9 protein-coding genes are annotated in these 11613 nt (G+C 70.6%); 5 read left to right on the top strand and 4 right to left on the bottom strand.

The features are described from left to right. Window positions 1–23 precede the first annotated feature (23 nt). The 3 genes from SROS_RS08200 to SROS_RS08210 all read left to right on the top strand — a co-directional run bounded on the left by SROS_RS08200 (window position 24) and on the right by SROS_RS08210 (window position 3129). A complete protein-coding gene (locus SROS_RS08200) occupies window positions 24–956 on the top strand; it encodes a tetratricopeptide repeat protein (RefSeq protein ID WP_012888440.1) in 933 nt (310 codons plus the stop codon). A gap of 48 nt (window positions 957–1004) precedes the next feature. Further along, the gene (locus SROS_RS08205; RefSeq protein ID WP_012888441.1) at window positions 1005–1634 is read left to right on the top strand and encodes a cytidylate kinase-like family protein; all 630 of its coding nucleotides are present in this window, start codon (window positions 1005–1007) and stop codon (window positions 1632–1634) included. Between the two features lie 82 nt (window positions 1635–1716). Further along, the gene (locus tag SROS_RS08210) at window positions 1717–3129 is read left to right on the top strand and encodes an NAD-dependent malic enzyme (RefSeq protein ID WP_012888442.1); all 1413 of its coding nucleotides are present in this window, start codon (window positions 1717–1719) and stop codon (window positions 3127–3129) included. An 85-nt stretch (window positions 3130–3214) separates the two neighbouring features. On the opposite strand, the gene SROS_RS08215 is transcribed toward SROS_RS08210, so the two are convergent. From SROS_RS08215 to SROS_RS08225, 3 genes are all read right to left on the bottom strand, one after another. Beyond that, a complete protein-coding gene (locus tag SROS_RS08215; protein ID WP_012888443.1) occupies window positions 3215–6658 on the bottom strand; it encodes a M28 family peptidase in 3444 nt (1147 codons plus the stop codon). 139 nt (window positions 6659–6797) lie between these two features. Next, window positions 6798–7763 carry a LysR family transcriptional regulator gene (locus SROS_RS08220; RefSeq protein ID WP_012888444.1) on the bottom strand — a complete coding sequence of 322 codons (966 nt, stop codon included), beginning with the start codon at window positions 7761–7763 and terminating at the stop codon, window positions 6798–6800. A gap of 222 nt (window positions 7764–7985) precedes the next feature. Continuing rightward, on the bottom strand, window positions 7986–8510 hold the full coding sequence (locus SROS_RS08225) for a hypothetical protein (RefSeq protein ID WP_012888445.1): 525 nt from the start codon (window positions 8508–8510) through the stop codon (window positions 7986–7988). 134 nt (window positions 8511–8644) lie between these two features. On the opposite strand from SROS_RS08225, the gene SROS_RS08230 reads away from it, so the two are divergent. Continuing rightward, a complete protein-coding gene (locus SROS_RS08230) occupies window positions 8645–9223 on the top strand; it encodes a YqgE/AlgH family protein (RefSeq protein WP_012888446.1) in 579 nt (192 codons plus the stop codon). A gap of 4 nt (window positions 9224–9227) precedes the next feature. Here the strand turns inward: SROS_RS08230 and SROS_RS08235 are convergent, their stop codons facing one another. Continuing rightward, window positions 9228–9863 (bottom strand): TetR family transcriptional regulator, encoded by a 636-nt coding sequence (locus SROS_RS08235; RefSeq protein ID WP_043651577.1) that lies wholly within the window; start codon window positions 9861–9863, stop codon window positions 9228–9230. 143 nt (window positions 9864–10006) lie between these two features. Between SROS_RS08235 and SROS_RS08240 the strand changes: the two genes are divergently transcribed. Continuing rightward, window positions 10007–11599 (top strand): MFS transporter, encoded by a 1593-nt coding sequence (locus SROS_RS08240; protein WP_012888448.1) that lies wholly within the window; start codon window positions 10007–10009, stop codon window positions 11597–11599. Window positions 11600–11613 lie beyond the last annotated feature (14 nt).

Below are 11613 nucleotides of genomic sequence, written 5' to 3' on the forward strand. Positions count from 1 at the left end.
CGGGATACGGCAGGATTGGAGGTATGAGCCCAGCGGACTTCACTCGACCCGGATCGCTCTACGGTGCCGTGGACCTCGGCGCGCGCAAGCAGGCGCTGGACGCGCAGGCGCGGCGGGAGACCACCGCGCACGAGAGCGGCGGCACCCCGGTGCAGGTCGTCTACGTCGATGACGCCAACTTCGCGACGGAAGTCGTCGAAAGCTCCATGAACAGCCTCGTGCTGCTGGAGCTCACGGTGACCCGTGCGGAGCAGGCGAAGGAATACAGCCTGCTGCTGGAGAAGCTCACCGCCGAGAACACCGGCAGGTGGGTCCTGGCCCGTGTGGACGTCGAGGCCAGCCCGCAGATCGCACAGGCGCTCCGGGTGCAGAACGTGCCCGCCCTGTACGCCATCTTCCAGGGCCAGCCGGTGGCGGTCGCCCCCGGCATCGCCACCGAGCAGCAGCTACGCGAGTGGCTGTCGCAGCTCATGGAGGCCCTGGCCCAGTATCTCCCGCCGGCCGCCGAGGGCGCCCCGGCGGAGGGGCAGCCGGAGGAGCCCCCGGCCGATCCGGACGTGCTCGCCGCCGAGCAGGCCATCGACGCCGGCGACCTCGACGGCGCCGTGGCCGCCTACGAGCGGCTGCTGGCCCGTTCCCCGAACAACGAGGACGCCAAGCTGGGCCTGGCCGGTCTCGGCCTGATCCGGCGGACCCAGGACGTCGACCCCGCCGAGGTGGAGAGCCGCCTGGCCGACCCCGCCGACATCGACGCCCAGCTCCTGGCGGCCGACTTCGAGATGCTCGCCGGCGAGGTGGACAAGGCCTTCGACCGGCTCATCGGGGTGGTGCGCCGGACCTCGGGCGACGATCGTGACAGGGCGAGGGTGCACCTGCTCGGCCTCTTCGACACCCTTCCCGGCGACGACCCGTCGATCGTGCGGGCCCGCAGGAACCTGGCCAACGCGCTGTTCTGAGTACGGCTCCCAGCTCTGAACCGCCCGCTTCACGGGCATGAACAAGGCATGCGGGTCGTCACCATCTCCGCGACGTACGGCACCGCCGGCAGTGTGATCGGCCCGGCGGTGGCCGGACGTCTGGGCGTGCCCTTCATGGACCGGGCGATCCCCGGCGCGGTGGCCGACGAGCTCGGCTGCACGCTGGAGGAGGTGCTCGCCCATGACGACCGGGCCGAGCACGGGCTCGCCCGGCTGCTGGCGGAGGCCATGCGGCTCCCGACGGTCACCTTCGGCGGCGTGGACATGTACCTACCGGGGAACATGCCCCTGCCCGCCGAGGACTTCGTCGCCCACACCGAGAGGGTGATCAGGCAGACCGCGCGCGGCCAGGGCGGGGTGATCCTCGGCAGGGCCGGGGCGCTGGTCCTGGCCGACCATCCGGGCGCGCTGCACGTACGGCTGGACGCGCCCTCGAAGCGCCGGGTGCTCCAGACGGCGACCCTGACCGGGGTGACCGAGCGCCAGGCCCGCAGGCTCGTGGAGGACAACGACCGGGCACGGGCCGCCTACGTCCGCCACTTCTACCACGTGGACCCGGCCTCCCCGCTCCTGTACCACCTGGTGCTGGACAGCACGAGCATCCCGATCGACACGTGCGTGGAGCTGATTGTGACCGCATCGACAGCGCTGAGCTGAGCCCGCTCGGCCCGGACACCCGTCTGGTGGTGGCACCATGGAGGCATCCCAACCAAGTCAGTCGCAAAGGAGCGGATTGACTGTGGCCACTGTGCCGAGTGTGTCGTACTCCATCACCGTGCGCCTGGAGGTGCCGGCGGGTGGTAAGGCTGTCAGCCAGCTCACCCACGCCGTAGAGTCCGCAGGAGGTGTGGTCACCGCACTCGACGTGACCACCGCCGGACACGAGACCCTGCGCATCGACGTAACCTGTGCCGCCCGTGACACCGACCACGCCCAGGCGATCGTCGACAAGCTCGACGCCGTCGAGGGCGTCGTCATCCACAAGGTCTCCGACCGGACCTTCCTCATGCATCTCGGTGGCAAGATCGAGATGAAGTCGAAGGTGCCGTTGCGCAACCGTGACGAGCTGTCCATGGCCTACACCCCGGGTGTCGCCCGGGTCTCCATGGCCATCGCCCGCAACCCCGAGGACGCCCGCCGCCTGACCATCAAGCGCAACAGCGTCGCGGTGGTCACCGACGGCTCGGCCGTGCTGGGCCTGGGCAACATCGGCCCGGCCGCCGCGCTGCCCGTCATGGAGGGCAAGGCCGCGCTGTTCAAGCGGTTCGCCGACATCGACGCCTGGCCGATCTGCCTGGACACCCAGGACGTCGACGAGATCGTCCGCACCGTCCAGGTCATCGCCCCCGGCTTCGGCGGCATCAACCTGGAGGACATCTCGGCGCCGCGCTGCTTCGAGGTGGAGCGGCGGCTGCGCGAGCTGCTGGACATCCCGGTCTTCCACGACGACCAGCACGGCACCGCGATCTGCGTGCTCGCCGCGCTCACCAACGCGCTGCGCGTGGTCGGCAAGGACCTGAGCGAGGTCCGCATCGCCCTCGCCGGCGCCGGCGCCGCCGGTACGGCCGTGCTGCGGCTGCTGCTCGCGGCCGGCGCGCACAACGTCATCGTCTGCGACTACCTGGGCGCGGTGCACGGCGGGCGCGAGGACCTGGACGACTCGCTCCGGTGGATCGCCGACCACACCAACGCCGACGGCTACTCCGGCGACCTGCGCGGCGCGGTCAAGGGCGCCGACGTGTTCATCGGCGTCTCCGCCCCCGGCATCCTCAACGGCGACGACATCGCCACGATGGCCGAGGGCGCGGTGGTCTTCGCGCTGGCCAACCCGGAGCCGGAGGTCTCACCGGACGACGCACGCGAGCACGCCGCCGTGGTCGCCACCGGCCGCTCGGACTACCCGAACCAGATCAACAACGTGCTGGCCTTCCCCGGCGTCTTCCGCGGCCTGCTGGACGCCCAGGCCAACGTGGTCACCCAGGAGATGCTGCTGGCGGCGGCCAGGGCGCTGTCCGCCGTGGTCACCGACGAGGAGCTCGGCCCGAACTACATCATCCCCAGCGTGTTCCACGCCGATGTGGCGGGCGCCGTCGCGGCCGCCGTACGCGAGTCGGCCGGCGGCCGGGCGCGCAGCGGCATGACCGAGGCCTGACGGCCGGAGACGCGAGACGGCCCGGACGCGACGCGTCCGGGCCGTCCTGCCGTCCTGCTGTCCTTTCCGGCCGGGGAGGGGGCCGCTAGAAGGTGATGCTCCAGGCGTTGAGGGTGCCGGTGTCGCCCTGGTAGTAGTCGCCGACCACGAGGGACCAGGTGCCGTTGCCGAAGCGGGAGGGGTTGTTCACCGTGAACCGCACCGGCCCGCTGTACGGCGTGCAGGCGGTGTAGGACTCGTACTTCAGCACCTGTGAGGTCCCGTTCGGCCGGACGAGGGTCAGGCGCAGGTCCTGCGAGCAGGTGTGGTCGATGTCGGCCGAGACCGTGAACGTGGCGTTCGGGGACCCGGTGAGGGTGACCGGGATGTCACTGGAGTCCTGGTAGCCGTCGTTGATCTCGAAGGGCGTGTCGTTGGTGAAGGTGCGGCCGCCGCCGGTCCCGCCGACCGTCAGGGTGTAGATCGCCGAGCGGTTGGCGGAGGTCCCGGTGCCGTTGAGGGCGATGGTGTAGGTGCCCGCCGGGGTGGAGGCGGAGGTCGTGATCCGCACCGCGGACGTCTGGCCGGCCGTGACGGTCGAGGGGGTGAAGGTCACCGTGGTCCCGGCGGGGGCGCCGGAGGCCGACAGCGACACGCTCTGCGCGTTGCCGCCGGTGACCGTGGTGCTCAGCGTCGCGTCGGCCGACTGGCCCGCCTGGACGGTGCCGGACGCCGGGTTCACCGCCATCGAGTAGTCGTCGCCGACCGGGCCGGGGCGCACCGCCAGCTTCCACAGCGCGTTGGCCACGGCGTCGCTGTTGCGGTCCAGCGCGGTGCTGTTGATGTTGGAGGTGGTGTCGCAGGCGGAGTGGTAGCAGCGGTCGAAGGCCTGGCCCGCGGTGCCGCCCCACTTGGCGGCCTGTGCCGAGGTCTTGGCCGTCTCGGCGCCGGTGAACAGGCCGCCCACTCTGACGCCCGCGTTCTTGAACGGGGCGTGGTCGCTGCGGCCGTCACCCGCGGTCTCGATCTCGGTCGGGACGTTGAGCGTGGCGAAGTAGTCCTTGAACACCTTCTCCAGCGCGGTGTCGTCGTCGTAGACGAAGTAGCCCGGGTTCGGCGAGGCGATCATGTCGAAGTTGAGGTAGGCCTCGATGCCGGAGACACCGGAGTTCGACACGTAGTGCTGCGAGCCGCGCAGGCCCAGCTCCTCGGCGCCCCACCAGGCGAAGCGGACGTGCTTGTCCAGCGTGGGGTTGCGGTCGGCCAGCGTCAGCGCGACCTCCAGCAGCGCCGCCGAGCCCGAGCCGTTGTCGTTGATGCCGGGCCCGGAGCTGACGCTGTCCAGGTGGCTGCCGAGCATGATCGTCGGGCCGGTGGGACCGGCCGGCCAGTTGGCGATCAGGTTGGAGTGGGTCTGGCCGTTGTAGGTGAAGTTCTGCACCGCGGTGGTGTAGCCGGCCGCGTCCAGCTTGCCCTTGATGTAGTTCAGCGAGGCGGTGTAGCCGGAGGTGGCCGAGGCCCGGTTGCCGCCGTTGCCGGAGGCGATCGACTGCAGCTGGTTCAGGTGCGCCGTCACGTTGGCCACGGGGATGTCCGGTGCCCCGGTCGGCGGGTTGCCGGTGCCGACGGTCAGCGAGTAGGTCACCGACTTGGCGCCGGAGGGCGCGCTGGCGTTCAGGGTGATCGGGAAGGTCCCCTGCGGCGTGTTCGCCGAGGTGGCGAGCGTCACCGTCGAGCTCTGGCCCGCCGTGACGGAGGCGGGGTTGAAGCTCACCGTGGCGCCCGAGGGGACGCCGGCCGCCGACAGGGTCACGGTCTGCGCGCTGCCCGAGACGACGGAGGTGTTCAGCGTCGCCGTGGCCGACCCGCCGGGCTGGACCGACCCCGACGACGGGCTCACCGTGATCGCGTAGTCGTCGCCCGTCGCGGTGCAGGTCACCTCGCCGCCCTGCGCCGGGACGTTGACGGCGGCCCAGGCGGCCTTGGTCGCGTTGAACTCCACGCAGCTGCTGGGGAACAGCGCCTTGGCGGCCTCCAGGGTCCGCAGGCGCGCCTTGGCGTGCGTCCACGGAGTGGTCTTGGCGTTCAGGCCGCCCATGAAGATCTGGCCGGCCTTCTGGATGCCGATGCCGGTCAGGTTGGACGGGCCGGAGCAGACCGTGCTGGAGGGCTTGCCGCCGCCCGGGTTGGTGCCCTCGGCCAGCAGGTAGAACCAGTGGTTCTGCGGTCCGGCCGCCGCGTGCACCTCGGTGTTGGGGATCGAGGAGCTGTAGCAGTTGGGGTCGCCCACCGCGCCCGGGTTGTACATGTTGCGGATCGGGCCCTGGCCGACCAGGTCGACCTCCTCGCCGACCAGGTAGTCCGGCTCGTCCAGGTTGGCGGGGTGGTTGACGAAATGCTCGGTCAGCGCGCCGAAGATGTCGCCGGTCGACTCGTTCAGGCCGCCGGCCTCGTTGCCGCTGCCCGCGCCCCCCGACCCGGAGAACTGGAAGATCGCGTGGCCGTACTCGTGGGCGACCACGTCCATCGGGGTGGCCTGTTTGGTGTTGGCCTGGTTGTGGCCGAAGTTGGTGTAGGAGCCGTTCCAGTAGGCGTTGACGTCCGCCAGGCCCACGCGGGCGGGGAAGGCGCCGCCGGAGCCGTTGAAGCCGCTGCGGCCCAGCCAGTCGCGCAGCATGTCCCATTCCTTCTGGGCGGCGTACAGCGCGTCGACGCAGGCGGTCTCCAGGTTGGTGCCCTGGCCGTTGCCCCAGGCGTCGTCGGTGCCGGTGTAGGCCGAGCCGTTCTGGCCGCCGCAGCGCAGCCCCGGCCGGGTGGTGTCGGTCATCGAGTAGGAGCCGGAGGTCTGGATGGTCACCGGGTTGCCGTTGTAGAAGCTGTTGCCGGTGCCCGCCTTGACCTCCTCCACCTTGTCGATGACGGCGCCGGTCGTGGCGTCGACGTAGACGTGCAGGACGCTCGGGGTCCGCGCGTTGCGGCCGGTGAGCGAGACCTCCCAGGCCAGCACGGGCCTGTCGGTGGCCGCGTGCACCATGAGCACGGGGGCGGCGGCGGTCTCGACGGTGGTGAGCTGGCCGCGGGCGGTGGCCGAGGCGGCTTCCGCGCCGACGGTGGCCTTGGTGTCGAGGTTCAGCTTGACCCGCTGGCCGGAGCTGAGGCTCTCCACCCTGTCGCCGGACCTGTTGGTCATGACGATCACGTCACCGCCGTAGACCGGCAGTCCGCGGTAGGCGCGCCTGTAGTGGAGATACTGGAGACCGTGCGTTCCCACGACGACCTTGTCGCGGGTGAAACTGTCTCCGGACGCCTTGCGCAGGGACGCGGACTCCGCCGCCAGGGTGCGTTCGGCGGTGGTGATCGCGCGCTTGCGGCTCTGCGCGTCCGGCGGGGTGAAGGCGGGCTCGCGTTCCGCGGAGACTCTCACCGGCACCGGGTCCGAGGGGGCGGTGCCTCCCGTGGCGGCGGCGTTCGCCGGATTCGCCAGCGTGGAGGTGGTCAGGGCCGCGACCGCCAATATGGCGACGGCGCCTAACGTGACTTTGGTGCTCACTCTGGGTGACTCCTCTCACCAGTCCCCTGGGGGGAAGGGACCTAAGGAGCCGAGGCCGGCCAGGGCTGACCCAAAAGTGGCATCACTGATACCTGTTACAGAACCCTCTAGCTCTCCATAGGTTCTCCCTATGGAGAGCTCACGCCGGGGGCTGGAGCGGCTGCCCGTTCCGTTTGATCCAGGCCGCGTATCCGGGCACCTGCAGGGCCTCGCCCCAGTAGGCCCGCATCACGCTGCTCACCAGTGAGACCGCCGTCTCGGCCAGCGGGCCGTACTGGGTCCATCCGACGACGTGGCGGAAGACCAGGGGGGTGTCGACCAGCGGGCGCACGGCGATCCCGGCCCGTCCCGGGGAGGTCGCCTGGAACATCGCCACGCATCTGCCCGCCCTGATCAGGTCGTAGGCGAGGTTCGCGTTGAGGGAGAAGGACAGGCGCGGCGCGAAACCGCGTTCCCTGCAGGCCGCCCAGAAGTGCTCGCGGTAGCCGAACTCCACCTGCGTGGGCATCGCCCACTCCTCCCCGGCGAGGTCGGCCAGCTCGATCTCCTCGCACCGGGCCAGGGGGTGGGACGCCGCGACGCCCACGAAGATCGGCTCGGTGGCGGGGACCTCGTACACCACGCCTGGCGGGGGGACCAGCTCGTAGCCCGGGTAGTCGCCCAGGACGGCCAGCTCCAGCCGTCCGGCCGCCAGGAGCGCGGGCAGGACGTCCATGCCCTCCTCGGTCCGGATGGCGATGTCGGCGCCGGGCGCCAGATCGTACAGGCAGTTGCTGACGTGGCCCGCGATGGAGGTGTTGCCGCATCCCACCCGGATCACCGGCCTGTCGGCTCCCCGCTCGACGCGATGGCGGGCGTCGCGCTGCAGCGCGCCGAAGGCGTGCAGCAGCGACCCGGAGCGGTCGAGGAGCCACAGGCCCAGCGGTGTCGGGCGGCTGCCCTCATGGACCCGTTCGAACAGGCGGCCCCCGAACATGCGCTCGATCCGCTGCAACTGCCCGGCCAGGGACGGCTGCGACAGCCCGAGGGAGGAGGCCGCCTTGGAGATGCTGCCGTATTCGGCGATGGCATGGATGACCCGAAGATGACGTACTTCCAAGTCCATGAGGGGATGATAGGAAAAATCAAAATGCAGATAAATGTGCATTTCGATAAACGGTAAATTGAGCATTTTCCCGCTCTGGCGGCGTGCCGGCCCCGGGGCGGGACGGGCGGTCACCGACGTGAGGGAACGTTCCATTTTCCGGTGACCGCCGCCGATCGCCGGTGTTTATCCGTGCGTTTCGGCGGAGCCGGCCGTCATGCCGTGGAGCCGCCGGCGGGCGGCCTACGTTTCGGGGGCGTCCGTCCCGTGCCGCCGCCCCGGCGGGCGCGTCCAGACCTTGGGGCCGGGATGGCGGCGGCGGCCGTACGGCGAGCGGCGGGTGTCGATGGGGCCCTCCAGGGTCCGGCGCGGCCAGACGGTGCCGTACCACCACAGCAGGGCGCCGGTCAGCACCATGCCGCCGGCGGTGGTGGCCGTGCCCATCAGGCCGGTGGGCGCTCCGGCGGGCGGGAGCAGCCTGCGGTGTCCCTTTCCGGCGGACGCGACGGCCGTGGTCGTGCCGGCGGGCCGGGCGACGGAGGGGGCGGTGACGTCCACCCGGGCCGGGGCGGGGGAGCCGGCCGCCGCCGGCGGGGGCGCGGCGACGGGTGTGGCGGGCGTCACGGGAGTGCCGAGGATGACGGCGAGCGACGGGACGGGCGTCGTGGCGGCGGCGAGGACGGTTGTGGCGGGTGTCGCGGCTGTCATCAGGATCGCGGCGAGGGACATCGCGGGCGTCATGGCGGCCACGTGGCTGATCCTCCCCATCGGGTCTCCCGATCAACGGCTATTGTCACCTAGAGTTCCCATTTGTGCGCTTTGGGTAACATATCGTGAGATCTTGAAGATCTGAGAGTGGGGTGGAGCAGCGCGATGCGGGTTCCACCCCTCATGATGGAGGTATGGCGGAGGCGATCTACGTCGGCGGTCTGCTGGTGGCGACACCGCAACTCGACGATCCCAACTTCCGGCGCAGCGTGGTCCTGGTCCTGGAGCACGATCTCGACGGCGGCACTCTGGGCGTGGTGCTCAACCGGCCCAGCGACATCTCGGTGACGCAGGTGCTGCCCACCTGGGATGCCATGGTGACCGGTCCGCCGGTGCTGTTCCAGGGCGGGCCCGTGCAGACCGACAGCGCCCTGGCCCTGGCCGCGGTCCCGAGCGGGCAGGAGCCCCTCGGCTGGCGGCGGCTGCACGCGGGCACCGCGGCGGTGTCCCGGCTCGGCACCGTCGACCTCGACGCCCCGCCGGAGATCCTCGCCGGGGAGATCGCCCAGATGCGGATCTTCGCGGGATACGCCGGGTGGACCGCCGGCCAGCTGGAGGCCGAGATCGGCGAGGGCGCGTGGTACATCGTGGACGCAGAGCCCGGCGACACCTTCTACCACGACCCCGGCTCGCTGTGGCGCGCGGTGCTCCGCCGCCAGCGGGGCGAGCTCGCCTACGTGGCGACCTGTCCCGACGACCCCTCGATGAACTGAGCCGCTAGCGCGCGCGGTCCCAGCCGGGGCACAGCGAGCGCTCGGCCAGGGCCAGGGCCGACTCCAGGCGTTCGGCCAGGGCGGTGAGGTCGTGGAGGCCGTCCGGCCCGCAGTGCTCGAAGCCGACCCGGGTCACGGTGGTGAAGAGCGCGACGACGAAGTGGGGCAGGAGGTCGCCGGGGTCGGCGCCCTCGCGCCGGGCGATCTCGGCGACCAGCCGTCGCTCGTTGTCCATCATCCGCCGCATGCTCCCGGCGAAGAGCGCCGGGGTGCCCTCGATCACCTCGTGCGCTTTGAGGAACCTGGTCCGATCGGCGAGATCGCCTTCCTCTAGCATGGTGACCATCGCGCGCAGGGCATGGCCGAGCGCGGTGAACGGCGGCTCCTGCGCGGGCCGGGCCGCCAGCTCGGTGAGCAGGACCTCAAGGCCGTCGAGGGGCAGGCTGAGGGCGACGTCCTCCTTGGTCGCGAAGTAGCGGAAGAACGTGCGGGGGGAGACGTCCACGGCGGCCGCGATCTGGTCGACGGTCGTGGACTCGTACCCCTGTGTCGCGAACAGGTCGAGGGCGGCGTCGACCAGTGCGAGCCGCGTCTTCTGCTTCTTGCGTTCGCGCAGGCCGATCCGGTCCATGGATGTCATCCCTTCGAAACATGCCGTTCACAGTCTGCCACAAGTCATGGGCTGCCTTATAAAAGGATTTGTCACATGTCAGCGACTGCCATAAATTACCCTGAGTTGGCGCCTCATGAGGGGCGGAGTGAACGTACGAGGGGGACCCTTCCATGGCAGACACCAAGACGGTGGCATCAGCGCCACCACCAGGCACGGGCGAGGCGAAACAGAGGCACCCGTGGCTGACGCTCATCGCGGTGTCGCTCGGCGTGATCATGGTGATGCTCGACGGCACCGTCGTCGGCATCGCCAACCCGGCGATCGCCCAGGATCTCAAGGCCTCCCTCTCCGACCTGCAGTGGGTGACCAGCGGTTACCTGCTCGCGCTCGCGGTGTTCCTGATCACCGCGGGCAAGCTCGGTGACCTGTTCGGACACCGGCTGATCTTCCTGATCGGCGTGGCCGGCTTCGCGATCACCTCGCTCGCGATCGGCCTCAGCTCCTCGATCGGCATGCTGATCGGGCTGCGCGTGCTTCAGGGCCTGTTCGGCGCGCTGCTCCAGCCCGCCGCCCTCGCGCTGCTGCGGGCGGCCTTCCCCGGCGAGCGGCTGAAGATGGCGATGGGCGCCTGGGGCGCGATCATCGGCCTGTCCAGCGCTGCCGGCCCGATCGTCGGCGGCCTGCTCGTGGAGCACGTGAGCTGGCAGTCGGTCTTCTTCATCAACGTCCCCGTCGGCATCGTGGCCCTGGCCATGGGCCTGTGGGTGCTCACCGAGAGCAAGGCGCGGACCCTGTCGAAGATCGACTGGCTGGGCGTCGTGCTGCTGTCGGGTGTGATGTTCTCCCTGGTCTGGGCCATCATCAAGGCTCCGGAGTGGGGCTGGGGCGACGCCAAGACCATCGGCTTCCTGGCCGCGACCGTGGTGATGGGGGCCGTGTTCGTGTGGTGGCAGGCCCGTGCCTCCGAGCCGCTCCTGCCGCTCAGCCTCTTCGGCAACGCCTCGGTCTCCATCGGCACCGGCCTCATGATGCTCGTCGCGTTCTCCATGTTCGGCGCGATGTTCTTCCTGACTTTCTTCTTCCAGGGCGTGCACGGGCTGACGCCGCTGGAGTCAGGCCTCCGGATGCTGCCGATGAGCGCGGGCATGATCGTCGCCTCGCCGCTGGCCGCCGTGCTCCTCAGCAAGTTCGGCACCAAGTTCACGATCGCGGGCGGCATGCTGGTCACCGCCACCGCCATGTTCCTGATGTCCCGGCTCAGCCTCGACGCGTCGTTCATCGACAGCGCGATCCCGTTCGTCCTGCTCGCCTTCGGGCTCTCGCCGGTCTTCGTCGGCGCCACCGAGATCATCGTCGGCAACGCGCCCGAGGACCTCAGCGGTGTCGCGGGCGGCGTCCAGCAGTCGGCCATGCAGGTCGGCGGCGCGCTCGGCACGGCCATTCTCGGCGCGATCGTGTCGGCGCGGGTGGCGGACGTCTACTCCGGCCACTGGGCGGAGGCCAAGCTGCCGCCGCTCCCGCCGGAGCAGGTCGCGGGGCTGAAGGAGGCGGCGACCTTCGGCGGGGCGCCGACCGCCGAGCAGATGCCCGGCGTGCCCGAGCAGATCGTCCAGGGCATCGCCAACGTGTCGCACCTGTCCTTCCTGGACGGCATGCACCTGGGCTTCGTGGTCAGCACGGGCGTCGCGGTCCTCGCGGCCGTGCTCGCCCTGTTCGTCAAGGCGGGCCGCAAGTCCGAGGACGCCCCGATCCACATGGGCTGACCCCGCCCGTCTCC

Origin of the sequence: Streptosporangium roseum DSM 43021, assembly GCF_000024865.1 — a bacterium.
In the GTDB taxonomy this organism is placed as follows: Bacteria; Actinomycetota; Actinomycetes; order Streptosporangiales; family Streptosporangiaceae; genus Streptosporangium; species Streptosporangium roseum.

Bases quoted from the DNA above. Each gene is read 5' to 3' on its own strand.
- SROS_RS08200 (WP_012888440.1), top strand. From the start codon at position 24: ATGAGCCCAGCGGACTTCACTCGACCCGGATCGCTCTACGGTGCCGTG.
- SROS_RS08230 (WP_012888446.1), top strand. From the start codon at position 8,645: ATGGCGGAGGCGATCTACGTCGGCGGTCTGCTGGTGGCGACACCGCAA.
- SROS_RS08240 (WP_012888448.1), top strand. From the start codon at position 10,007: ATGGCAGACACCAAGACGGTGGCATCAGCGCCACCACCAGGCACGGGC.
- SROS_RS08205 (WP_012888441.1), top strand. From the start codon at position 1,005: ATGCGGGTCGTCACCATCTCCGCGACGTACGGCACCGCCGGCAGTGTG.
- SROS_RS08225 (WP_012888445.1), bottom strand. From the start codon at position 8,510: ATGGGGAGGATCAGCCACGTGGCCGCCATGACGCCCGCGATGTCCCTC.
- SROS_RS08235 (WP_043651577.1), bottom strand. From the start codon at position 9,863: ATGACATCCATGGACCGGATCGGCCTGCGCGAACGCAAGAAGCAGAAG.
- SROS_RS08220 (WP_012888444.1), bottom strand. From the start codon at position 7,763: ATGGACTTGGAAGTACGTCATCTTCGGGTCATCCATGCCATCGCCGAA.